Origin of the sequence: Streptomyces sp. NPDC057438, assembly GCF_042802995.1 — a bacterium.
Classification (GTDB): domain Bacteria; phylum Actinomycetota; class Actinomycetes; order Streptomycetales; family Streptomycetaceae; genus Streptomyces.
The window spans coordinates 1-24835 of the sequence record NZ_JBHVDD010000050.1 but is presented as its reverse complement, the minus strand read 5'-3'; the positions used below and the strand labels follow the sequence as shown (position 1 = coordinate 24835).

Genomic DNA, 24835 nt, shown 5'->3' with positions numbered 1-24835 from the left:
CCGCTGTGCCGCGGGGGGCGCCACCGCCACCGCCAGTGCCCCCGGGGGGGCCCCGCGCCCGGGGCCCCGCGGCGGCCGCGCCCGCGCCCCGGCCCCCCCACGACCGTCGGGGCGCGCACGACCGTCGGCGCGGCACGGCGAGCAAGCACGTGCTCGGGGGACGGATCAACGCGCGGGGGGCTGGTCGTCGGAGGCCGTCGGCTGATGGGCTGTCACGGCGCTGGGGACGGTGACGGCGGCACTGTTCCGCAGCACGCCGGATCCGGCCGTGGTCCGGTCGGCCGTGCCGCGGCCCAGCCAGAGCAGGAGGAGGCCGAACGCGCAGGCGAGCGCGGGCCAGTAGACGTAGCGGTAGTTCGTCGCCGGCACGATGGGCAGGTAGCCGAGGACATAGGCCGCCGAGCTGATGCCCAGCGCCCGGATCGGCAGGGAGAACCGCCCCTTGCCGGGACGGACGGCGAGCACCAGTGCGACGGCGAGCCAGAACCACCCCCGGAACAGGGGCCGCAGATCGGTGGCCACGCCGTTGACGTACGAGGCGAGGGTGGCTTCCAGCCGGGGGCGGGCCACCTCGATCCCGAGGTCGTTGCCGAAGACTCCCGGCTGGTACACGTACCCCGTCTCGAAGAGCAGGGCGGCGAAGACCCGCAGCCGGTACTGGAGATAGCCGGAGACGTGTCCGCGCATCTCGTGCAGCCACAGGGAGGTGAGCTGGTCGGCGTCCCGGGCCAGTCCGTCCGCCGAGCGCGGGTAGCAGGCCCAGTAGGCGTCCGACAGCGCGTCGACGCGGTCGCACTCCACGGCGGCGGACACCAGGCGCTCCCGCAGCTCCGGCCGGACGTCGGCCGACCGCAGTTCCTCCACGGTCAGGACGTGGACGAGGTCGTCGAGGATGATCTGCGCGCCCTGATCCGTCTGCACGGGCCGTGCGATCAAGGAGATCGCCGCGGCGGGCAGGACGACCGCGGCCAGCAGCGCCGCCGTGCACGCGGCCCAGGTGCGGCGCCCGGGGGAGCGCCACAGCGCGAGGACGAGCAGGACGAACATCGGGATCGCGGCGAGGAAGGCGTTCTTGCGCACGAGCACGGCGTAGGAGAGGAAGAGGACGCCCAGCCAGAACAGGCCCCACCGCATCCTCGGGGAGAGGCCGCGGTCCCGCAGCCGCAGCCCGACGAACGCCACCGCGCAGGCCGCCAGCAGCGCGCAGGCCGCGTGGACGTCCTTCCACACGACGCCGACGAACGTCAGCACGGGCGGAGTCAGCCCCAGACCGAGGACGGCGAGCGAACCGGCACGGTTCGCGGTCAGCTCCCAGACGCACCGGGCGAGCACCCACAGCGTGCCCCAGAGCACGACGGACTGGAGGACCGCCATCGACGCGGGCGTACCTGTGACGGCGATCAGCGCGCGCCACACGAGACTCAGCACGGGCGGATGCCAGTCGGTCAGCGGTGTCCTGCCCATGGCCTGCCGGAGCTGGTCGATGCTGTCGGGACTCATGTACCCGGGACTGAAGACGATGCTCGTGGCCAGGCAACACACCACGGCGACAGCGGCCAGCCACCAGCTCCAGTGCTTTTCGCCTGGAATACGCACCTTTTGTCCCATGCGGCGGATGCTAACAGCGCCGACAGGAGCGGACGGGGCAGGGCGCGAGGCGGATCGGGGTGCGAGGGGCACCGGGGTGCGCCGCGGATCCGGGCATTCGAGGGGCATCGGGGTGCGCCGCGGATCAGGGCGCGGTGCTGATCAGTGCGCGGTGCGGATCAGGGTGCGACGAAGACGTAGCGCCGGTACGTGAAGAAGCGGAAGAGGGTGGCGAGGACCCAGCCCAGCACGCGGGCGGTGTTGTCGCTGCCCATCGACTCCAGCCCGAGCAGATGGCGTGAGGCGAAGACCGTGCCCGCCGTGATGGCGACGCCGACCACGTTCACCAACAGGAACAGAGCCAGTTCCTGCGTCACGTTCTGGCGATGCCGGTGACGGTAGGTCCAGTAGCGGTTCCCCGCCCAGCTGAAGAGTGCCGCAGCGGCCGTCGCGAGGACGGAGGCCCGCACGGGGGCGGTCCGCATCACCCCGCCCTCCGTGCCGCCGGGAAGGCCGAACACCAGCAGGTTGTAGCCGCCGTTGTCCACCACGAAGGCCAACGCCCCGACGACACCGAACGCGGCGGCCTCGCGCCAGACACCCAGGACGGCGTCGCGCACACGCTGCGCCATGGATACGACAACCAGCACACGGCGAGCGTAACGACCCGGCGCGTCCCGACCGTCCGGACGCGCCCATGACGCATTATTTCCTCCTATCATCTGAAATTCCGTCGTCATCCGACACCGGGTCAGGTCCGGGTCAGACTGGGAGTGGCCGTGCAACCGACCATCGCGTGTGTCGTGCCGTGTCACAACGAGGAGGCCGCCGTCGGCAAGGTGGTGCGCGACCTGAGGATGGCCCTCCCCGAGGCGGACATCTACGTGTACGACAACGCCTCGACCGACCGCACGGTGGAGGTCGCCCGTGAGGCGGGCGCGATCGTCCGGGAGGAGCTACGCAAGGGAAAGGGCAATGTCATCCGGCGGGCCTTCGCCGATGTCGACGCCGACGCCCTGCTCCTCATCGACGGTGACGACACCTACGACGCCTCCCGGGCGCGCGAGCTGGTCAACCTGCTTTTCGAGGGGCCGTACGACCAGGTGGTCGGCGCCCGGCGCGAGACGGTCAGCGCCGCCTACCGGGTGGGGCACGCGACCGGCAACCGGCTGCTCACGGGCGCGGTGCGCTTCCTGTTCGGCAACGACGTGACCGACATGCTCAGCGGATACCGGGTCTTCTCGCGCCGCTTCGTCAAGTCCTTCCCGGCACTGGCCCGCCAGTTCGAGACGGAGACCGAGATGACCGTCCACGCGCTCCACCTCCGGCTCCCCACGGCCGAGGTGGAGGTGGACTACCGGGTCAGACCCGCCGGGAGCGAGAGCAAACTGCACACCTTCCGCGACGGCTGGCGCATCCTGCGGGTCATCCTCGACCTCGCCCGGCGCGAGCGGCCGTCGCTCGTCCACGCCGTGGTCGCGGGGCTCCTGGCTCTCGTGTCGGTCGTCCTCGGCATCCCCGTCATCGCCGACTTCATCCGCACGGGCACCGTGCCGCGCGTCCCCACGGCGATCCTCGCCGCGGCGATCATGACGATCGCGGTGCTCGTGCTGCTCGTCGGGTACATCCTGGAATCCCTGATGCACATGCGTCAGGAGCACTCCCGGCTCGTGCACCTCGCCTACGCGGCGCCGGGCCGCCCACCGCGCTACACCGGACACCGGCCCGGCACCGGTCCCGCGCCCGCCAGGAACATCTCGGGCAGCCCTCGGAACCGGTCGTTCGGCTGAGGGCAGGGTTTCCTGTCGCTGTCGCTGTCGCTGTCGCTGTCGCTGTCGCTGTCGCTGTCGCTGTCGCTGTCGCTGTCGCTGTCGCCGTCGGCCGCAGGACTCCCCGTCAGCCCGTCCCGGTCGACGGTCACCATGGACAAGAAGCGCCGCTGCCGGAACTCGTCGCGGCTCTGACGGAAGCCCACAACTCGGGCCGCGCTTTACTGTCGCCTCGGCCGTCCTCGTACCCGTGAGTCACTGATCAGACTGGTTGATCCCGCTGACCACAGGCTACGAGGGGAACACTCATGACTGGCTCGCGTATCGCCGCCGTCGGCCACTACCAGCCCGCCAAGGTGCTCACCAACCAGGACCTGGCGGGCCTGGTCGACACGAGTGACGAGTGGATCACGAGCCGCGTGGGCATCCGCACCCGGCACATCGCAGGACCCGACGAACCCGTCGACGAGCTGGCCGGCCACGCCGCCGCCAAGGCGCTGGCCTCGGCCGGTCTCGGCCCGGAGGCCATCGACCTGGTCGTGGTCGCCACCTCCACCGCCATCGACCGCTCCCCGAACATGGCGGCCCGCGTCGCGAACCGCCTCTCCATCCCGAACCCGGCCGCCATGGACGTCAACGTCGTCTGCGCCGGGTTCACCCACGCGCTGGCCACCGCCGACCACGCCGTGCGCGCGGGTGCCGCCACCCGGGCGCTGGTCATCGGCGCCGACAAGATGTCCGAGGTCACGGACTGGACCGACCGCACGACCTGCGTCCTCGTCGGGGACGGGGCCGGCGCGGCCGTCGTCGAGGCCGCCGAGGAGCCCGGCATCGGGCCGGTGCTGTGGGGATCGGTGCCCGAGATGGGCAACGCCGTCCGTATCGAGGGCACCCCGCCGCGCTTCGCGCAGGAGGGCCAGAGCGTCTACCGCTGGGCCACCACCAAGCTGCCGCCCATCGCCCGCGCGGCCTGCGAGAAGGCCGGGCTCACCCCCGCCGACCTCGCCGCGGTCGTCCTGCACCAGGCCAACCTGCGGATCATCGAGCCCCTCTCGACGAAGATCGGCGCGGTCAACGCCGTGGTCGCCAAGGACGTCGTCGACTCCGGCAACACCTCGGCCGCGAGCATCCCCCTCGCCTTCTCCAAGCTCGTCGAACGCGGCGAGATCTCCAGCGGCGACCCGGTGCTGCTGTTCGGATTCGGCGGCAACCTGTCGTACGCCGGACAGGTCGTCCGCTGTCCGTGAGCCTCTGAACAGGGCGTTCGTGGTGCCCCGGGACGGTGTGACGAGACATACTCGTCGCCGCCCTGGTCATCGCGGGTCGTAGACTGTAGACGAAAGACAATCCATACTGGCTGTTGACTCGGACTATCCAGTCTTTCCAGTAAGGGCCGTTGGCTTTCCGTGTGCAGTACACCCAGTGGTGCTCTGGAGGGGGACCCGATGCTGTCGACCGGACTTCCGCAAGGGGCGGTGCCCAAGCTCGAACGCCCCGGCCCGCTGCGCGACCGCGTCTACGAGGCCCTCCTCGAACTCATCACCACGCGTGCGCTGCGCCCCGGCCAGCACCTCGTCGAGAGCGAACTCGCGGGGCACCTCGGGGTGTCCCGGCAGCCCGTCCGCGAGGCCCTCCAGCGCCTGAACACCGAGGGCTGGGTCGACCTCCGGCCCGCCCAGGGCGCCTTCGTCCACGAGCCGACGGAGGCGGAGGCCGACCAACTGCTGACGGTCCGTACCCTGCTGGAGGCCGAGGCCGCCCGGCTCGCCGCGGCGAACGCCGGTACGGCGGGCATCACGGCCCTGGAGGAGCTCTGCGCGCAGGGCGAGGGGGCCGTCGCCGCCGACGAGGTGGACGCGGCCGTCGCCCTGAACGCCCGCTTCCACGCCAAGGTCATGGAGCTGGCCGGCAACACGGTCCTCGCCGAGCTCGCCGCCCAGGTCGACCGCCGGGTCCGCTGGTACTACACCCCGGTCGCCCGGCAACGCGGCAGCCAGTCCTGGATCGAGCACCGCGAGCTGATCGCCGCCATCGCCGCCCGCGACGAGGCCCGTGCGACCCAGGTCATGCGCGCCCATACGGAGCACACGCGGAAGACGTATCACGAGCGGGAGAATTGACATGCTCCTCGCCCTGAAGGGCGAGGATTCCGGCCTTCCCTGACTGGTTGCCGTGCCGCTACGCGGCAGGGATTCCGGTCGGGAATCCGTGGCTTCCTGTTTCTTCTCGCCGTGCCGGGATCGCTCCTGGTCTTACCGGCGCTCCGCAGGCTTACCGGCAGGACCCCTGCGCTGGGAATGAGTTCCGGTAGCGGGCCCGTGTGGCGGAGCGGGCGGTCCTCGACGGCGGTGTGCTGCCGTACCGATCGGGCGGCGTGACCGGTCGGACCGCTGTCGCCGTCGCGGCGCGCGAGCGACCGCGGGCGCGTCATGGCTTGTCGCGCAGTTCCCCGCGCTCCGGAAGGGGCGCGGACCTGCGTCACCGGCCGCTGCCCTCATCCCCTTCTTTGTCCTCTCAGTGGAGAAAGTCGGCGCCGATTACTGCGCGACTTCTTCCCAGTCCCGGCAGCCACTGCTACGTTCCCCTCGAAAGCCAAGCATGGCGGTGCCGATAAGGCGGGAGGGGCTTGTGAGACGGATGACGGCTCGACCCGCGAACGCGCACCAGGCCAGGCTGCTGCGGCTGTTGCGGGACGGCGGACCCAACTCCCGGGCGCAGCTAGGCGACCGGGTCGACCTCTCGCGGTCGAAGCTGGCCGTGGAGGTGGACCGGCTCCTGGAGACGGGACTGGTCGTCGCCGACGGACTGGCCGCCTCGCGCGGCGGCCGCCGGTCGCACAACATCCGGCTCGCCCCCCAACTCCGCTTCCTCGGCGTCGACATCGGCGCCACCTCGATCGATGTGGCCGTCACCAACGCCGAGTTGGAGATCCTCGGCCACATCAACCAGCCCATGGACGTACGGGACGGGCCGGTCGCCGTCTTCGAACAGGTGCTGTCCATGGCGGCCAAGCTGCGGGCCTCCGGGCTGGCGGAGGGGTTCGACGGCGCCGGCATCGGCGTACCCGGACCGGTCCGCTTCCCCGAGGGCGTCCCCGTCGCCCCGCCGATCATGCCGGGCTGGGACGGCTTCCCGGTGCGCGAGGCGCTCAGCCAGGAACTCGGCTGCCCCGTCATGGTCGACAACGACGTGAACCTGATGGCGATGGGGGAGCAGCACGCGGGCGTCGCCCGTTCCGTGGGCGACTTCCTCTGCGTCAAGATAGGCACCGGCATAGGCTGCGGCATCGTCGCCGGTGGCGAGGTCCACCGTGGGACGACGGGCAGCGCCGGCGACATCGGGCACATCCTCGCCGTGCCGGACGGCCGCCCCTGTGCCTGCGGCAACCGGGGCTGCCTGGAGGCCCACTTCAGCGGCGCGGCCCTCGCCCGTGACGCCGAGGAAGCCGCCCGGCAGGGACTCTCGGTGGAACTCGCCTCCCGGCTGGAGATCAACGGCACCCTGTCCGCCGTCGACGTGGCCGCCGCGGCCGCCGCCGGCGACGCCACCGCGCTCGACCTGATACGCGAGGGCGGCAACCGCACCGGCCAGGTCATCGCCGGGCTCGTCAGCTTCTTCAACCCCGGCCTCGTGGTGATCGGCGGCGGGGTGACCGGCCTCGGCCACACCCTGCTCGCCGCCATCCGCACCCAGGTCTACCGCCAGTCACTGCCCCTCGCCACCAACAATCTGCCCATCGTGCTGGGGGAGTTGGGGCCCACCGCCGGCGTCATCGGCGCGGCCCGCCTCATCAGCGACCACCTGTTCTCACCCGCGTAAGCCCCCGGAAGCCGCCCCGGGTCCGCGATGGCCCGCGAAGGCGACGCCCCCGACACGGATCACCGGCACAGCGCTTCGCTCCGCCCTGCCCTGCCCTGAACACGCCTGCCCACGCACGCGCACCGCCCTGCAACCGGCCCGCACGCCCGCCAAGGGGAACTCATGGCACCAGAATTACCGCTGCTCACCATGTCAGGCATCACCAAGTCGTTCCCCGGAGTCCGGGCCCTGGACGGTGTCGACCTCGACGTCCAGGCCGGCGAGGTCCACTGTCTGCTCGGCCAGAACGGCGCCGGGAAATCCACCCTGATCAAGGTCCTGGCCGGCGCCCACCAGCCCGACGACGGCACGATCACCTGGCGGGGCGAACCCGTCACCCTGAAGTCCCCGATCGCCGCCATGCGCCTGGGCATCGCCACCATCTACCAGGAACTCGACCTGGTCGAGGGCCTGTCGGTGGCCGAGAACGTCCACCTGGGTCATGAACCCACGGCCGCCGGCTTCGTCGTACGCGGAAGGGCGGCGCGGGCCTCGACAGCCGCACTCCTCAAGCGACTTGGGCACCCCGAGGTCGATCCGGCGCGGCTCGTCGGCGAGTTGTCGGCCGCCCAGCGACAGATCGTCTCCATGGCGCGGGCGCTCTCCCACGACGTACGGCTGATCGTGATGGACGAACCGTCGGCCGCGCTCGACCCGGACGAGGTCGACAACCTCTTCCGGATCGTGGCGGACCTGACCGCGGCCGGGGTGGCCGTCGTCTACATCTCGCACCGCCTGGAGGAGATCCGGCGGATCGGCGACCGGGTGACCGTGCTGAAGGACGGGCGGGCCGTGGCCGGCGGGCTGCCCGCGAAGTCCACGCCGACGCGCGAGGTCGTGGCCCTGATGACCGGTCGGAACGTCGAGTACGTCTTCCCCGACCGGCCGGCCGCGCCCCCCGAGCAGAGCGCACCCGTCCTGGAGGTGCGGGGGCTGGCGCGCGCCGGGGAGTTCGAGCCCCTCGACCTGGAGGTGCGGCCCGGCGAGATCGTGGGCCTCGCCGGACTCGTCGGGTCGGGGCGGTCGGAGATCCTGGAGACGATCTACGGCGCCCGGCGGCCGACCGCGGGCCGGGTGAACGTGGACGGCAAGCCGTTGAAGCCCGGCAGCGTCCGGGCCGCCGTCCGGGCCGGACTCGGGCTCGCCCCCGAGGAGCGCAAGGCGCAGGGGCTGCTGATGCTGGAGTCCGTCACCAGGAACGTCTCCGTGTCGTCGATGCCCCGCTTCGCGCGCGCCGGCTGGATCGACCGGAGCGCCGAGCACCGCGCCGCGCGGGCCGCGACCCGCGAGCTGTCCCTGCGCCCCGACAACCCCGACGTACCGGTCCGCACCCTCTCCGGAGGCAACCAGCAGAAAGCGGTGCTCGCCCGCTGGCTGCTGCGCGGCTGCCGGGTCCTGCTGCTCGACGAGCCGACCCGTGGCGTCGACGTGGGCGCCCGCGCCGAGCTGTACGCGGTGGTCCGCCGGCTCGCCGACGAGGGGCTCGCCGTACTGCTGGTCTCCAGCGAGGTGCCGGAGGTCCTCGGCCTCGCCGACCGGGTGCTCGTCCTGCGCGAGGGCCGGGTCGTGCACACGGCGCCCGCCCGTGAGCTGGACGAACACCGCGTCCTCGACCTCGTGATGGAAGGAAGTCCGGTGGCCAGTGTGGGAAGTCCGGCAGCCGGTGCGGGGAGCCCCGTGACCGGTGAAGGGAGCTCGTCGTCATGACCCAACCCGTGTCCCCTCCCCGGGACGCCGACAAGGCCGCACCCGTCGACGCGCCGCCCGCCTGGCGGGCCCGCGCGTTCCGCGCCGATGTCCGCACCCTCTCGCTCGTCGGTGTCCTCGCCGCGCTGATCCTCATCGGCGGCCTCACCCGGCCCGACGAGTTCCTCGACACCCGCAACCTCCAACTCGTGCTCACCCAGGCCTCGGTGATCGGTGTCGTCACCGTCGGCATGACCTTCGTCATCACCTCCGGCGGCATCGACCTGTCCGTCGGTGCGATCGTCGCCCTGGCCTCCGTGTGGGCGACGACCGTGGCCACCCAGGAGTACGGATTCGCCGGCATCCTCTTCACGGCGATGATCGTCGGCGTCGGCTGCGGGCTGGTGAACGGGCTGCTCGTCGCCTACGGCGGGATGGTCCCCTTCATCGCGACCCTGGCCATGCTCGCCTCGGCCCGCGGACTGGCCCTGCAGATCACCGACGGCAGCACCCAGGTCGTCACCGTCGGCTCCGTCCTGGACCTCGGCGAGCGTGACGCGTACGTCCTCGGCATCCCCCCGCTCGTCCTGGTCTTCGCGGTCGTGACGATCATCGGCTGGCTGGTGCTGAACCGCACCACCTTCGGCCGGCGCACGGTCGCCGTCGGCGGCAACGCGGAGGCGGCCCGGCTCGCGGGCATCGACGTCCGCCGCCAGCGGCTCTATCTGTACCTGCTCTCCGGGCTGTGCTGCGGCATCGCCGCGTTCCTGCTGATCGTGCTGTCCGGCTCGGGCCAGAACACCAACGGCAACCTCTACGAACTCGACGCCATCGCCGCCGCCATCATCGGCGGAACCCTGCTCAGCGGTGGCCGGGGCACCATCACCGGCTCGGTCCTCGGCGTCCTGATCTTCACCACGATCACCAACATCTTCGCGCTCAACAACCTGCAGAGCGACGTCCAGCAGATCGCCAAGGGAGCGATCATCGTCGCCGCGGTCCTGGTCCAGAGACGTACGGCAAGCACGACCTGAGACACCGAAGAGCCGACACGGGAAAGGTCCCACGCCATGTCAGAGATCACCAGCCGCAGAAGACTGCTCTTCGGAACCGCCGCCGTCTCGGCCGGCGCCCTCCTCGCCGGTTGCACCAGCAACGAACCCAAGGACGACCGGGCCGCCGACGATCAGCCGGCCGCCGACGACAAGCCCGGCAAGGCGGTCACCATCGGCTTCGCCGGACCCCAGGCCGACCACGGCTGGCTCAACGCGATCAACCAGAACGCCAAGAGCCGTGCCGAGCGGTACGAGGACGTCACCCTGGAGATCACCGAGGGCTCCAACGACACGGCCCAGCAGATCGGGCAGATCGAGACCCTCATCAACAAGAAGGTCGACGTCCTGGTGGTGCTGCCGGCCGACGGCAAGGCGCTCACCCAGGTCGGCCTGAAGGCGATGCGGGCGGGCATCCCCGTCGTCAACCTCGACCGGATCTTCAACTCGCCCCAGGCGTACCGCTGCTGGATCGGCGGTGACAACTACGGCATGGGGCTGAACGCCGGGCACTACATCGGCGAGCAGCTCAAGGACAAGAGCGACGCCCGTGTCATCGAGCTGGCAGGACTCGACAACCTGGAGCTGACCAAGCAGCGCACCCAGGGCTTCGACGACGCGCTGAAGAACTACCCGAACATCAAGAAGGTGGCCCGCCAGGCCGCCGAGTTCACGGTCGAGTCGGGCCAGGCCAAGATGGCCCAACTCCTCCAGGCGCAGTCGAAGTTCGACGCCCTGTGGAACCACGACGACGACCAGGGCGTGGGTGCCCTGCGCGCCATCGAGCAGGCGGGGCGCGACGACTTCCTGATGGTCGGCGGCGCGGGCGCGCTGTCCGCGTTCCAGGCGATCAAGAAGGACGACGGGGTGCTGAAGGCCACCGTCCTCTACCCCCCGACCATGGCCGCCTCCGCGATCGACCTCGCCCGCGCCCTCGGCCAGGGCAAGGGCGTCGGAGGCCTCGCCGAGTTCGAGATCCCGTCCTCGCTGACCCTCTACTCGGCCGTCGTCGACAAGGCCAACGTCGACCAGTACATGTCCACCGGCTTCAAGTGACGGGAGCCGTCGAAGGGGCCCGACCCGTGGTCGGGCCCCGCCCCCACCGCGCCGCCACGACGAGGAGGACACACGCATGGGACAGCCGCAGCAGCCCGACCAGGCCGAGGCGGAGGAGTCAGGAACACCGGCGTCCGAGGCGGGCGTGAACCCGCCCGACGGCGGGCGCGGCAGACCGGCGCTGCGCGTCGGCATGGTCGGCTACGCCTTCATGGGGGCCGCCCACTCCCAGGGCTGGCGCACGGCGGGGCGGGTCTTCGACCTGCCGCTCGACCCCGTGCAGGCCGCCGTGTGCGGACGGGACGGCGACGCGGTGCGGGCCATGGCGGACCGGCACGGGTGGGCGACGACGGAGACGGACTGGCGCGCGCTGATCGCCCGGGACGACATCGACCTCATCGACATCTGCACCCCCGGCGACAGCCACGCCGAGATCGCCCTCGCCGCCCTGGCCGCGGGCAAGCACGTGCTCTGCGAGAAGCCCCTCGCCAACACCGTCGCGGAGGCGGAGGAGATGGCGGAAGCGGCCGAAGAGGCGTACGGACGTGGCCAGTTGGCGATGGTCGGCTTCAACTACCGCCGGGTGCCCGCCACCGCGCTCGCCCGCCGTATGGTCGCCGAGGGCCGGCTGGGAGCCCTGCGGCACCTGCGGGTGACATACCTTCAGGACTGGCTCGTGGACCCCGAGTTCCCTCTCACCTGGCGGCTGCGCAAGGAGTCGGCCGGCTCCGGGGCGCTCGGCGACCTCGGCGCCCACATCGTCGACCTCGCGCAGTACATGGCCGGCGAACCCGTGATCGGCGTGTCCGCGCTGATGGAGACCTTCGTACGCGAACGGCCCCTCCCCGCCGGCGCGTCCGCCGGTCTGGCGTCCACCGGCGCCGCGGCGGGCCGGGGTGCGGTCACCGTCGACGACACCGCCCTGTTCACCGGTCGTTTCGCCTCCGGCGCCGTCGCCTCCTTCGAGGCGACCCGCTTCGCCACCGGTCGCAAGAACGCCCTGCGCATCGAACTCAACGGCGAGCGGGGCTCGTTGGCCTTCGATCTGGAGCGCCTCAACGAACTCGCCTACCACGACCACACCGAGCCGGCCGCCCACGCGGGCTTCCGCCGCATCCTCGTCACCGAGCCCGACCACCCCTACCTGGACGCCTGGTGGCCGCCGGGCCACGGCCTCGGCTACGAGCACACCTTCGTCCACCAGGTCCGCGACCTGGTCCACGCCGTCGCGGCGGGCCGCCGGCCCGAGCCGTCCTTCACCGACGGGCTCCAGGTGCAGCGCGTGCTCGCGGCCGTCGAGGAAAGCGCCGAGAAGAACTCCGTCTACACGCCGACCCACACCCCCACCTCGGTCTGAGGAGACCCGGACATGCCGCGCGACTTCACGCTCTTCACCGGCCAATGGGCCGACCTGCCGCTCGAAGAGGTCTGCCGCCTCGCTCGTGACTTCGGCTACGACGGACTCGAACTCGCCTGCTGGGGTGACCACTTCGAGGTCGACAAGGCACTCGCCGACCCGTCGTACCTGACCTCCCGGCACCAGCTCCTGGAGAAGTACGGCCTGAAGTGCTGGGCCGTCTCCAACCACCTCGTGGGCCAGGCCGTGTGCGACGCCATCATCGACGAACGTCACCGCGCCATCCTGCCCGCCCGCATCTGGGGCGACGGCGAGCCCGAGGGCGTACGGCAGCGGGCCGCCGCCGAGATGGCCGACACCGCGCGGGCCGCCGCCGCCTTCGGCGTCGACACCGTCATCGGTTTCACCGGCTCCGCGATCTGGCACCTGGTCGCCATGTTCCCGCCCGCCCCCGAGTCGATGATCGAGCGCGGCTACGAGGACTTCGCGACGCGCTGGAACCCGATCCTCGATGTCTTCGACGCCGAGGGCGTCCGGTTCGCCCACGAGGTCCACCCCAGCGAGATCGCCTACGACTACTGGACGACCCAGCGCGCCCTGGAGGCCGTCGACCGCCGTCCTGCGTTCGGGCTGAACTTCGACCCTTCGCACTTCGTGTGGCAGGACCTCGACCCGGTCGGCTTCCTGTGGGACTTCCGCGACCGGATCTACCACGTGGACTGCAAGGAGGCCCGCAAGCGCCTCGACGGCCGCAACGGCCGCCTCGGCTCGCACCTGCCCTGGGGCGACCCCCGGCGCGGCTGGGACTTCGTGTCGGCCGGCCACGGCGACGTCCCCTGGGAGGACGTCTTCCGGATGCTCCGCTCGATCGACTACCGGGGCCCGATCTCCGTGGAGTGGGAGGACGCCGGCATGGACCGGCTCCAGGGCGCCCCCGAGGCCCTCGCCCACCTCAAGGCGTTCGACTTCGAATCGCCGACGACCTCGTTCGACGCGGCGTTCGGCGGCAACGAGTAGCGCTTCCCCGTCTTCCGGGGTGACGGCGCACCCCGGCGTACCGCACACACCCGTACACCTCCGTACGACCAGCCCCACTCTGGAGGCATTTCGTGCACCCGTACGACGACAACAGACACCCCACCAGCGCCACCAGCACCTTCAGACGCCGCGGACTGCGCGGACCGATCGCCCTGCTGAGCGGTCTGCTGCTCGCGGGCGCCTCGCTGTCGCTCACCGCACCCCCGGCGGGCGCGGCCGGTGCCGAACCGAAGGCAGCGGCCGCCGAGGACTTCCAGCAGGTCACCCTCGCCAAGGGCGAACCGGAGGTCGGCGAGCCCATGTCGCTCGCCGTCCTCCCCGACCGTTCGGTCCTGCACACCTCGCGCGACGGCGAACTGCGGCTCACCGACGCGGCCGGCAACACCAGGCTCGCCGGCAAGCTCGACGTGTACAGCCACGACGAGGAGGGCCTCCAGGGCATAGGCGTCGACCCGGGCTTCGCCGACAACCGTTTCATCTACCTGTACTACGCGCCCCCGTTGAACACCCCGGCCGGTGACGCCCCCGAGACCGGCACGGCCGCCGACTTCGCGCCCTTCGACGGCGTCAACCGGCTCTCCCGCTTCGTCCTGAAGGCCGACGGCACACTCGACAAGGCCAGCGAGAAGAAGGTCCTCGACGTCCCCGCCTCGCGGGGCATCTGCTGCCACGTCGGCGGTGACATCGACTTCGACGCGGCGGGCAACCTGTACCTGTCGACGGGCGACGACAGCAACCCGTTCCAGTCGGACGGCTTCACCCCCATCGACGAGCGCGCCAACCGCAACCCGGCCTTCGACGCCCAGCGCACCTCCGGCAACACCAACGACCTGCGCGGCAAGATCCTGCGTATCAAGGTCGGCGCCGACGGCTCCTACACCGTCCCCGACGGCAACCTCTTCGCGCCGGGCACGGCGAAGACCCGCCCCGAGATCTACGCGATGGGCTTTCGCAACCCGTTCCGCTTCAGCGTCGACAAGAAGACCGGCGTCCTCTACGTCGGCGAGTACGGCCCCGACGCGGGCGCCGCCAACCCCTCGCGCGGCCCGGCCGGACAGGTCGAGTTCGCCCGCGTCACCAAGCCGGGCAACTTCGGCTGGCCCTACTGCACCGGCAAGAACGACGCCTATGTCGACTACGACTTCGCCACCCGCACCTCCGGCGCGGCCTTCGACTGCGCCGCCCCGAAGAACACCTCGCCCAACAACACCGGTCTGACCGACCTGCCGCCCGCCGAGCCCGCCTGGATCCCCTACAACGGGGCCAGCGTCCCGGAGTTCGGCGACGGCTCGGAGTCACCCATGGGCGGGCCGGTCTACCACTACGACGCCTCGCTCGACTCCCCGGTGAAGTTCCCCGAGGCCTACGACGGCGACTTCTTCGCCGGTGAGTTCGGCCGCCGCTGGATCAAGCGGATCACCAGCGACGCCGACGGCACCGTCCAGGCCATCAACAACGTGCCCTGGACCGGCACCCAGATCATGGACATGGCCTTCGGCCCGGACGGCGCGCTGTACGTCCTCGACTACGGCATCTCCTGGTTCGGCGGTGACGAGCACTCCGCCCTCTACCGCATCGAGAACGCCACCGACGGCCACTCCCCGGTCGCCGCCGCCGCGGCCGACCGCACCTCGGGCCAGGCCAGACTGAGGGTCCGCTTCTCCTCCGAGGGCACCACCGACCAGGACGGCGACTCCCTCACCTACCGCTGGGACTTCGGCGACGGCGGCACCTCCACGGCCGCCAACCCCCGCTACACCTACCGGACGAACGGCACCTACACGGCGACCCTGACCGCCAAGGACTCCACCGGCCGCACCGGCAGCGCGAGCGTGCGGATCGTGGTCGGCAACACCGCGCCCGAGGTCGAGCTGCGCCTGCCCGAGGACGGTCAGCTGTTCTCGTTCGGTGACGCCGTCCCGTTCAAGGTGCGGGTACGCGACAAGGAGGACGGCAGCACGATCGACTGCGCCAAGGTCAAGGTCACCTTCGTCCTCGGCCACGACAGCCACGGCCACCCGGTGACCTCCGCCAACGGCTGTACCGGCACCATCAAGACCAGCGCCGACGGCGGTCACGACGAGAACGCCAACATCTTCGGGGTGTTCGACGCCGAGTACACCGACGGCGGGGGCGGCGGCCAGGACCCGCTGACCACCCACGACCGGCACGTCGTCCAGCCCACCCACCGCCAGGCCGAGCACTACGGCGACTCCTCCGGCATCGCGGTCCAGTCCAAGGACACCGCCCACGGCGGCAAGACCGTCGGGAACATCGACAACGGCGACTGGATCTCCTTCGAGCCGTACGTCCTGTCCGACGTCACGAAGATCACCGCACGGATCTCCTCCGGGGGCACCGGCGGTAAACTGGAGGTCCGCGCCGGATCGCCGACCGGCCCTCTCCTCGGCAGCGCCACCGTGCCGGTGACCGGCGGCTGGGACTCCTTCCAGGACGTCACGGCCGACCTGTCCAAGGGCCCGCGCGGCAGCACCACGCTCTACCTGGTGTTCAAGGGCGGCGACACCGGCGGCCTGTTCGACGTGGACGACTTCACCTTCACGAAGCGGTGAGGGGGCGCCATGCCGACGAACCGACGACTGGTGACCGCGCTGGCCGGCGCCGTCCTGCTGGTCGCGGGCGTGTCCGGACCGGCCGTGTCCGATGAGGCGGACCGCTCCTCGGGCCACGAGGACGAACGCCGCGTGCTGGTCTTCTCCAAGACCGCCGGTTTCCGCCACGACTCGATCCCGGAGGGCGTCACGGCCGTACGGGAACTGGGCGCGGCCCACGGCTTCGCCGTCGACGCCACGGAGGACGCCGGCGCCTTCACCAAGCGCAACCTGCGGCGCTACGACGCCGTGGTGTTCCTCTCGACCACGGGCGACGTGCTGGACCCGGCCCAGCAGAGCGCGTTCGAGCGGTACATCAAACGCGGGGGCGCCTATGTGGGCGTCCACGCGGCCGCCGACACCGAGTACGACTGGGCCTTCTACGGCGGGCTCGCGGGCGCGTACTTCCAGGGGCACCCCCCGATCCAGCCGGCGACCGTCGAGGTCGAGGACCACGCCCACCCGGCCACCGCCGGGCTGGGCGCCACCTGGAACCGCACGGACGAGTGGTACAACTACCGCTCCAACCCCCGGGACCGGGCCCGTGTCCTCGCCTCGCTCGACGAGTCGTCGTACAGCGGGGGCACCATGAACGGCGACCATCCCATCGCCTGGTGCCAGGACTACGAGGGCGGCCGCGCCTTCTACACCGGCGGCGGTCACACCAAGGAGTCCTTCGCCGAACCCGCCTTCCGGCAGCATCTGCTCGGCGGCATCCGGTGGGCGATCGGCGAGGTCCGGGCCGACTGCCGACCGGAGAACGGCTATCGGCCGCTGTTCGACGGAACGTCCCTGGACGGCTGGCGCCAGGCGGGACCGGGCTCGTTCACCCTGTCCGGCGACGGCTCGATCACCTCGTCCGGCGGGATGGGGATGCTCTGGTACGCCGCCCGGAGCTTCGGGTCGTACTCCCTGAAGCTCGACTGGAGGATGTCCAGCACCTCGGGCGACGACAACTCCGGCGTCTTCGTGGGCTTCCCGCCCTCGGACGACCCCTGGTCCGCCGTGGACAACGGCTACGAGGTCCAGATCGACGCCACCGACGTGCCCGAGAGGACCACCGGGTCCGTCTACGGCTTCCGCTCCGCCGACCTCAGGAAACGCGACCGCGCCCTGAACCCGCCGGGGGAGTGGAACACGTACGAGATCCGCGTGGAGGGCGAGCGCCTGCGCGTCTACCTCAACGGCGTGCGGATCAACCAGTTCACCAACCGCGATCCGGTACGGAGCCTGCGCGACGGCCACCTCGGCATCCAGAACCACGGGGCCGGCGACCAGGTGTCCTTCCGTGACATCCGGATCAAGGAACTGCCCGCACGGGCCGCCGGCAGGGCGGACTCGCCGCCGGGCGACTGAGCGACGGCGGGCGGGGGACGCCGGACCCCCGCCCGCCGTCTCGCCCGCCCTTCCCCTTCCCTCTTCCCCACGGAGGGTTGCCGGCCCTTCCCACCCCTGGCCCGACGAGGAGGCTGCCCATGTCCGCGTCCGTGTCCGTCACCCCACCGAGCATCGGCGTCTGGCTGATCGGAGCGCGGGGTTCCGTCGCCACCACCGTCGTCGCGGGCTGTGCGGCCGTCACGGCGGGTCTGCACGCCCCGACGGGCATGGTCACCGAGACCCCTCTCCTCGCCGACTCCGGCCTCCCGTCGCTCTCGGCCCTCGTCTTCGGCGGCCACGACACGGCCGACTGCCCGCTGCCCAAGCGCGCGGAGACCCTGGTCGCCGACGGGGTCCTGCCGCACGGTCTCCCCGCGGCCGTCGCCGCCGAACTGGCCGCCGCCGACCGGGAGATCCGGCCCGGCGGCCCCCTCCCGGGCGACACCCGGACCCCCGACGAGCTGATCACCTCCCACACCGCCGACATCCAGGACTTCGTACGACGCCGGAGGCTGACCCGGGCCGTGGTGGTGAACGTCGCCTCCACGGAACCCGCCCCCGTCGGCGCCGCCCTGCCGCCCAGCTCGCTCTACGCGGCGGCCGCCCTCCGCGCGGGCTGCCCCTACGTGAACTTCACCCCGTCGGCCGGCCTCCACCACCCGATGCTCGCTTCCCTCGCCGACTCCTGCGGCCTCCCGTACGCCGGCCGCGACGGCAAGACCGGCCAGACCCTGCTGCGGTCCGTCCTCGGCCCGATGTTCGCCCAGCGGGCCCTGGCCGTCCGGGCCTGGTCCGGCACCAACCTCCTCGGCGGGGGCGACGGCGCCGCCCTCGCCGACCCGGCCGCGGCCGCCGCGAAGAACGCCGGCAAGGAACGCGTCCTGACCGACAGCCTGGGCGCCACCCCCGAGGGCGCGACCCACATCGACCTCGTCCCCGCCCTCGGCGACTGGAAGACGGCCTGGGACCACATCGCCTTCGACGGCTTCCTCGGCACCCGGATGGTCCTCCAGACCACCTGGCAGGGCTGCGACTCAGCCCTCGCCGCCCCCCTCGTCCTGGACCTCGCCCGCCTCCTGGCAGGCGCCCACGAGGCGGGCCTCACCGGGCCCCTGGCCGAACTGGGCTTCTACTTCAAGGACCCGGTGGGGGAGGGCCCGACGGCACTGGGGGAGCAGTACGCGGCACTGGCGGGGTTCGCGGAGCGGCTGCGGACGGCACCCGAGCGTGCGGCCGAACCGCGCGAGGAGACGCGATGAGCCACCCCGAGAGCCCCCTCGCCTTCGGCTACGGCACCAACGGCCTCGCCGACCTCCGGCTCCACGACGCCCTCGCCCTCCTCGCCGACCTCGGCTACGACGGAGTGGGTCTGACGCTCGACCACATGCACCTCGACCCGCTCGCCCCCGGCCTCGCCGCCCGCACCCGCCGTCTCGCCCGCCGGCTGGACGACCTCGGCCTGACGGTCACCGTGGAGACCGGCGCCCGCTATGTGCTCGACCCCCGCCGCAAACACGGCCCCACCCTCCTGGACGCCGACCCGGACGACCGCGCCCGCCGCACCGACCTGCTGCTCCGTGCCGTACGGGTCGCCGCCGACCTCGGGGCCCACGCCGTGCACTGCTTCAGCGGAGTCGTCCCGCCCGGCACGGACGAGGACACCGCCTGGAAACGCCTGCCCGACACGCTCACCCCCGTCCTCGACGCCGCCACCGCCGCCGGTGTCCCCCTCGCGGTCGAACCCGAACCCGGCCATCTCCTCGCCACGCTCGCCGACTTCCACCGCCTGCGCGAGGCCCTCGACAGTCCCGCCGCCCTCGGCCTGACCCTCGACATCGGTCACTGCCAGTGCCTCGAACCCCTTCCGCCCGCCGACTGCGTCCGCGCCGCCGCGCCCTGGCTCCGCCACGTCCAGATCGAGGACATGCGCCGTGGCGTCCACGAACACCTGCCGCTCGGCGAGGGCGAGATCGACTTCCCGCCCGTCCTCGCGGCCCTGGCCGCCGTCGGCTACCGAGCCCTCACCGTCGTCGAACTGCCCCGCCACTCCCACGCCGGCCCCCACTTCGTCGAACGGTCCCTCTCGTTCCTCGAACGGACCCTCGGCCGTCGCCACGGCACGGCCTGCTGCACCGCCCGTCCCGGGAGCCCCTCGTGACCCACCCCCAGAGCCCGGTCGACCTGCACCGTCACCTGGACACCCGCCTCACACAACCCGCCCGCACCTGGCTGGCGCGGGCGCTGGACGAGGCCGCCGACCATCCGGGCACCCATGGCCCCCTGTCCGTCTGGGAGCTGCGGCTCGCCGAGGCGGGCCGGCGCTGCGGCCCCGAACACGCCGACGCCGTCCGCGTCCTGATCCTGCACGCGGCCCGCGCCGACGCCGGCGCGCTCACCCGGGTCTACCGCCAGGGCACCGCCGACGAACGCCGCGCGGTGCTGCACGCGCTGCCCCACCTGGTGCCCGGTCCCGAGGCGCTGCACCTCGTCGAGGACGCCCTGCGCACCAACGACACCCGCCTCGTCGCCGCCGCCCTCGGCCCGTACGCCGCCCGCCATCTGGCCCCGCACCACTGGCGGCACGCCGTCCTCAAGTGCCTGTTCACCGGAGTACCCGTCGACGAGGTCGCCGAACTGCCCCGCCGTGCCCGGGCCGACACTGAACTCGCCCGCATGCTCCGCGCCTTCGCCGAGGAACGTACCGCCGCGGGCCGTCCCGTACCCGAGGACCTGCACCGCGTCCTGGCCCTGACCGCGCCCCCACCGGCCGACGCGCACGCCCGCGACGGCAGCCCCGGCCTTCACGGCAAGGAGTCCTGATGCGCATCTTCGACCCCCACATCCACATGACGTCACGCACCACCGACGACTACGAGGCGATGCGCGCGGCGGGCGTCCGCGCGGTCGTGGAGCCGGCCTTCTGGCTGGGGCAGCCCCGCACCTCCGCGGCCTCCTTCGTCGACTACTTCGACTCCCTCCTGGGCTGGGAGCCCTTCCGCGCCGCCCAGTACGGCATCGCCCACCACTGCGCCCTCGCCCTCAACCCCAAGGAGGCGAACGACCCGCGGTGCACTCCGGTGCTGGACCTGCTGCCTCGCTACCTGCTCAAGGACCGCGTCGTCGCCGTCGGGGAGATCGGCTACGACTCCATGACCCCGGCCGAGGACCAGGCGCTCGAACAGCAGCTGCACCTGGCCGCCGACCACGGTCTGCCCGCCCTCGTCCACACCCCGCACCGGGACAAGCTCGCCGGCCTGCGCCGCACCCTCGACGCCGTACGGGCCTCCGCCCTGCCCGTCGACCGGGTGCTGCTGGACCACCTCAACGAGACCACCGTCGCAGAGGCGAGGGACAGCGGCGCCTGGCTGGGCTTCTCGGTCTATCCCGACACGAAGATGGACGAGCAGCGCATGGTCGCCGTCCTCCAGGAGTTCGGCCCGGAGAAGGTGCTGGTCAACTCCGCCGCCGACTGGGGCAGAAGCGACCCCCTCAAGACCCGCAGGGTCGCCGACGCCCTGCTCGCCGCCGGCTTCGACGAGGACGACGTCGACCTCGTGCTGTGGCGCAACCCCGTCGCCTTCTACGGGCTCAGCGGCCGCCTCGCCCTCGACGTCACCGGCACGGACCCCACACACGAGGGCAACAGCATCCTGCGCGGCGGTGAGTGACCCGTGCGCTTCCGCCACCCCGACGGCTCCACCGTCCACCTCGCCTACTGCACCAACGTGCACCCGGCCGAGACCCTCGACGGCGTCCTCACCCAGCTCCGCGACCACTGCGAGCCCGTACGCCGCCGTCTCGGCCGCGACCGTCTCGGCATCGGCCTGTGGCTGGCCAGGGACGCCGCCACGGCCCTGGTGACCGACCCGTCCGCCCTGCGCGGCCTGCGTGCCGAACTCGACCGGCGCGGCCTGGAAGTGGTCACCCTCAACGGCTTCCCCTATCAGGGCTTCGGTGCCGAAGAGGTCAAGTACCGCGTGTACCGGCCCGACTGGGCCGACCCCGAGCGCCTGGACCACACCACCTCCCTCGCCCGCGTCCTGGCCCGGCTGCTCCCCGACGACGTCACCGAGGGCACCATCTCCACCCTGCCCCTGGCCTGGCGCACCGCCTACGACGACACCCGCGCCGCCCGGTCCCGCACGGCCCTGCGCACCCTCGCCGAGAGACTCGACGCCGTGGCCGAGCTGACCGGCCGCTCCATCCGGATCGGCCTGGAGCCCGAACCGGGCTGCACCGTCGAGACCACCGCCGACGCCATCGGCCCCCTGACCGACATCGGCCACGACCGCATCGGCATCTGTGTCGACACCTGCCACCTCGCCACCTCCTTCGAGGACCCGCACACCGCCCTGGACGCGCTCACCCGGGCCGGTGTCCCGGTCGTCAAGTCCCAGCTCTCCGCGGCCCTGCACGCCGCACACCCGCACCTGCCCGAGGTCCGCGCAGCCCTCGCCGCCTTCGACGAGCCCCGCTTCCTGCACCAGACCCGCACCCCCACCGCCGCCGGACTGCGCGGCACCGACGATCTCGGCGAGGCACTCCGGGGCGACGCCCTGCCCGACGCCTCCCCCTGGCGCGCCCACTTCCACGTTCCGCTCCACGCGGCCCCCGCCGCACCCCTCACCTCCACGCTCCCGGTCCTCAGGGCCGCCCTCGCTCACCTCGTCGGCGGTCCCCACCCCCTCACCCGCCACCTGGAGGTCGAGACCTACACCTGGCAGGCCCTGCCACCGGAACTGCGCCCCACCACACGCGCCCAGCTCGCCGACGGCATCGCCGCCGAACTCGCGCTCGTCCGCGACCTGTTGACGGACCTGGGTCTCAAGGAGCTGCCGTGAACCCCGAGGCAACCGCCCCTTCGCGCCCCGACGCCGGGCCCACCCCCCTCCTCGTCCTGGACGTCGTCGGCCTCACCCCTCGTCTCCTCGACCACATGCCCCACCTCAAGTCCCTCGGACAGTCCGGCTCCCGGGCCCCGCTCGGCACCGTCCTGCCCGCCGTCACCTGCACCGCCCAGTCCACCTTCCTGACCGGGATGCTCCCCGCCGAACACGGCATCGTCGGCAACGGCTGGTACTTCCGCGAACTCGGCGACGTGCTGCTGTGGCGCCAGCACAACGGCCTCGTCGCCGGCGACAAACTCTGGGACGCCGCCCGCCGCGTCCACCCCGGCTACACGGTCGCCAACATCTGCTGGTGGTACGCCATGGGCGCCGACACCGACATCACCGTCACCCCCCGCCCGATCTACTACTCCGACGGCCGCAAGGAACCCGACTGCTACACCCGGCCCCCGGCCCTGCACGACGAACTCACCGCGGAACTCGGCACGTTCCCCCTGTTCCACTTCTGGGGACCGGGCGCCGATCTCGTCTCCAGCCGATGGATCATCGACGCGACCCGCCACATCCTCCGCACCCGCCGCCCCGACCTGGCCCTGTGCTACCTCCCCCATCTCGACTACGACCTGCAGCGGTACGGCCCCGACGACCCCCGCTCCCTGAAGGCGGCCACCGAACTGGACCGGGCCGTGGCACCCCTGCTGGACCAAGCCCGCGCGGAGGGCCGTACCGTCGTCGCGCTCTCCGAGTACGGCATCACCCGCGCCGACCGCCCCGTCGACATCAACCGCGCCCTGCGTCGCGCCGGCCTCCTCGACGTGCACACCCAGGACGGCATGGAGTATCTCGACCCGATGGCCTCACGGGCCTTCGCGGTCGCCGACCACCAGATCGCCCATGTGTACGTACGCCGTGCCGAGGACCTGGACGCCACCAGAAAGGCCCTCGCGGACCTGCCCGGGATCGGCCGACTCCTCGACGACGAGGGCAAGAAGGCGCACCACCTCGACCATCCGCGCTCAGGCGAGCTGGTCGCCGTCGCGGAGCCGGACGCCTGGTTCACGTACTACTACTGGCTCGACGACGACCGTGCCCCCGACTTCGCGCGGCTCGTCGAGATCCACCGCAAACCCGGCTACGACCCGGTCGAGCTGTTCATGGACCCGCGCGACCCGTTGGTGAAGCTCAAGGCGGCCACGGCACTGGCACGCAAGAAACTGGGCCTGCGCTACCGCATGGCGGTCGTGCCGCTGGATCCCTCGCCTATTCGCGGCACCCACGGCCGCCTTCCCACGAGCGACGAGGACGGTCCGCTCATCATCTGCTCCACCCCCCGAGCCGTCGGCGACCGCGTGGCGGCCACCGATGTGAAAGCACTCCTGCTGCGCCTGGCCGGTCTCGGCGACCGGTGACAAGCACCCCCCTGTCCCGACTGGTCACAAGTGAAGCACTCACCACTGAAAACGCCCGCCCGATCAGAGGAGTTCCAGGCATGAGCCGCAACCGCACCACGGATCCCGAACTCACCCACCGCCTCAGCAGACGAGGCATGCTCGGCGTCGCCGCCGGCGCCACCGTCGCCGCCCTGCTGGGCACGGCCGCCCCCGCCCAGGCCGCGGGCGGCACCGAGGCGGCCGCCCCGGGCAAGGGCCGGGGCCGCCCCGTCCTCCCGCCCGGCCGCCTCGGCATCCAGCTCTACAGCCTCCGCGACAAGGTCTCCACCCTCGGCTTCGCCCCTGTCTTCGCCGAGCTGGAGAAGTACGGCTACGACGAGGTCGAGTTCGCCGGCTACACCCAGGGCTCGGCGGGCCCCATCACCCTCACCCGGCTGAAGCGGCTGGCCCGCGACCACGGCCTGAACCCGATCGGCAGCCACGTCGGCTACTACTCCAGCGACCCGAACGCGTACACCTTCGCCCAGAACCTCACCAAGGTCCTCGACGACGCCCAGGCCCTCGGCCTCAAGCACATCGGCACCGCCGCCGGGCCCTTCCGCTACGGCATGACCGTCGACGCGATGAAACGGGCCGCCCACGAGTTCAACACCTACGGAGCGGCGGCCCGTGCGCGGGGCATGAAGTTCTACCAGCACAACCACTCCGAGGAGTTCTCCTTCGCCACCGACGACCCCAGGGTCCGCCTCTACGACGTCCTGCTCCGCGAGACCGACCCCGACCTGGTCTTCCTGGAGATGGACATCTTCTGGGCGTACGTGGCCCAGTTCCGTTTCTCCAAGCGGCCCGACGGCACCGCCGCGCCCTTCGAGCCGCTCGACTACGTCCTGCGCCGCCCGGACCGCTACCCGCTGTTCCACGTCAAGGACGGCGAGAGCGACCCGTCGAACCCGTACGGCTACCGCATGACGGACGTCGGCGACGGCGACATCGATTACCAGAAGTTCATCTCGGCCGTCAACGGTCTGAAGGGGTCCCGCCGCGCCCACCACTGGCAGGCCGAGCACGACAACCCCGCCGAGTCCTTCACCTTCGCCCGCCGCTCCAGCGAGCACCTGCACTCGCTGCGGGAGAAGTGCTGAGGGAACGAGCGCCGGGACTCCGGCCGACGACGGCAGCAGGCGGCCGCCCCGTGGTGCGGGACC

At 71.8% G+C, this 24835-nt stretch carries 20 protein-coding genes; 18 read left to right on the top strand and 2 right to left on the bottom strand.

The annotated features are described in order from the left end of the window. Positions 1 to 165: 165 nt before the first annotated feature. Both ACFU5F_RS25135 and ACFU5F_RS25130 read right to left on the bottom strand, forming a co-directional pair. The gene (locus ACFU5F_RS25135; protein ID WP_383891331.1) at positions 166 to 1608 is read right to left on the bottom strand and encodes a hypothetical protein; all 1443 of its coding nucleotides are present in this window, start codon (positions 1606 to 1608) and stop codon (positions 166 to 168) included. A gap of 158 nt (positions 1609 to 1766) precedes the next feature. Continuing rightward, the gene (locus tag ACFU5F_RS25130; RefSeq protein WP_383891329.1) at positions 1767 to 2237 is read right to left on the bottom strand and encodes a GtrA family protein; all 471 of its coding nucleotides are present in this window, start codon (positions 2235 to 2237) and stop codon (positions 1767 to 1769) included. 123 nt (positions 2238 to 2360) lie between these two features. Between ACFU5F_RS25130 and ACFU5F_RS25125 the strand changes: the two genes are divergently transcribed. From ACFU5F_RS25125 to ACFU5F_RS25040, 18 genes are all read left to right on the top strand, one after another. Further along, positions 2361 to 3377, top strand: coding sequence for a glycosyltransferase family 2 protein (locus ACFU5F_RS25125; protein WP_383891326.1), 1017 nt, complete (start codon positions 2361 to 2363; stop codon positions 3375 to 3377). A 287-nt stretch (positions 3378 to 3664) separates the two neighbouring features. After that, a complete protein-coding gene (locus ACFU5F_RS25120; RefSeq protein ID WP_383891324.1) occupies positions 3665 to 4603 on the top strand; it encodes a beta-ketoacyl-ACP synthase III in 939 nt (312 codons plus the stop codon). 198 nt (positions 4604 to 4801) lie between these two features. Continuing rightward, positions 4802 to 5476, top strand: a complete 675-nt coding sequence (locus ACFU5F_RS25115; RefSeq protein WP_383891321.1) for a GntR family transcriptional regulator — start codon at positions 4802 to 4804, stop codon at positions 5474 to 5476. Positions 5477 to 5993: 517 nt separating this feature from the next. Then, entirely contained in the window at positions 5994 to 7175 is a 1182-nt protein-coding gene (locus ACFU5F_RS25110; protein WP_059082221.1) for an ROK family transcriptional regulator, read from the top strand. Positions 7176 to 7337: 162 nt separating this feature from the next. Continuing rightward, positions 7338 to 8921 (top strand): sugar ABC transporter ATP-binding protein, encoded by a 1584-nt coding sequence (locus ACFU5F_RS25105; RefSeq protein WP_383891318.1) that lies wholly within the window; start codon positions 7338 to 7340, stop codon positions 8919 to 8921. After that, positions 8918 to 9934: an ABC transporter permease gene (locus tag ACFU5F_RS25100; RefSeq protein ID WP_383891316.1), complete on the top strand. Its 1017-nt coding sequence runs from the start codon at positions 8918 to 8920 to the stop codon at positions 9932 to 9934. Before ACFU5F_RS25105 ends, ACFU5F_RS25100 begins: the two co-directional genes overlap by 4 nt. 36 nt (positions 9935 to 9970) lie before the next feature. Continuing rightward, positions 9971 to 11008 carry a substrate-binding domain-containing protein gene (locus ACFU5F_RS25095; protein WP_383891313.1) on the top strand — a complete coding sequence of 346 codons (1038 nt, stop codon included), beginning with the start codon at positions 9971 to 9973 and terminating at the stop codon, positions 11006 to 11008. Between the two features lie 76 nt (positions 11009 to 11084). Beyond that, complete coding sequence (locus ACFU5F_RS25090; protein WP_383891311.1) at positions 11085 to 12365, top strand: Gfo/Idh/MocA family protein; 1281 nt, start codon at positions 11085 to 11087, stop codon at positions 12363 to 12365. Between the two features lie 12 nt (positions 12366 to 12377). After that, a complete protein-coding gene (locus ACFU5F_RS25085; RefSeq protein WP_383891308.1) occupies positions 12378 to 13382 on the top strand; it encodes a sugar phosphate isomerase/epimerase family protein in 1005 nt (334 codons plus the stop codon). Positions 13383 to 13474: 92 nt separating this feature from the next. After that, entirely contained in the window at positions 13475 to 15976 is a 2502-nt protein-coding gene (locus ACFU5F_RS25080) for a PQQ-dependent sugar dehydrogenase (protein ID WP_383891305.1), read from the top strand. Between the two features lie 9 nt (positions 15977 to 15985). Further along, on the top strand, positions 15986 to 17371 hold the full coding sequence (locus ACFU5F_RS25075; RefSeq protein ID WP_383891302.1) for a ThuA domain-containing protein: 1386 nt from the start codon (positions 15986 to 15988) through the stop codon (positions 17369 to 17371). A 119-nt stretch (positions 17372 to 17490) separates the two neighbouring features. Continuing rightward, complete coding sequence (locus ACFU5F_RS25070; RefSeq protein ID WP_383891300.1) at positions 17491 to 18651, top strand: inositol-3-phosphate synthase; 1161 nt, start codon at positions 17491 to 17493, stop codon at positions 18649 to 18651. Beyond that, entirely contained in the window at positions 18648 to 19550 is a 903-nt protein-coding gene (locus tag ACFU5F_RS25065) for a sugar phosphate isomerase/epimerase family protein (protein ID WP_383891297.1), read from the top strand. The genes ACFU5F_RS25070 and ACFU5F_RS25065 overlap by 4 nt, the downstream gene beginning before the upstream one ends. Next, complete coding sequence (locus ACFU5F_RS25060) at positions 19547 to 20212, top strand: EboA domain-containing protein (protein WP_383891294.1); 666 nt, start codon at positions 19547 to 19549, stop codon at positions 20210 to 20212. The genes ACFU5F_RS25065 and ACFU5F_RS25060 overlap by 4 nt, the downstream gene beginning before the upstream one ends. Then, positions 20212 to 21060, top strand: coding sequence for a TatD family hydrolase (locus ACFU5F_RS25055; protein WP_383891292.1), 849 nt, complete (start codon positions 20212 to 20214; stop codon positions 21058 to 21060). The genes ACFU5F_RS25060 and ACFU5F_RS25055 overlap by 1 nt, the downstream gene beginning before the upstream one ends. A 3-nt stretch (positions 21061 to 21063) precedes the next feature. Next, complete coding sequence (gene eboE, locus ACFU5F_RS25050) at positions 21064 to 22233, top strand: metabolite traffic protein EboE (protein WP_383891290.1); 1170 nt, start codon at positions 21064 to 21066, stop codon at positions 22231 to 22233. Then, the gene (locus ACFU5F_RS25045; protein ID WP_383891287.1) at positions 22230 to 23648 is read left to right on the top strand and encodes an alkaline phosphatase family protein; all 1419 of its coding nucleotides are present in this window, start codon (positions 22230 to 22232) and stop codon (positions 23646 to 23648) included. The genes eboE and ACFU5F_RS25045 overlap by 4 nt, the downstream gene beginning before the upstream one ends. A gap of 80 nt (positions 23649 to 23728) precedes the next feature. Further along, a complete protein-coding gene (locus ACFU5F_RS25040) occupies positions 23729 to 24772 on the top strand; it encodes a sugar phosphate isomerase/epimerase family protein (protein WP_383891285.1) in 1044 nt (347 codons plus the stop codon). The last annotated feature ends 63 nt before the right edge of the window (positions 24773 to 24835 follow it).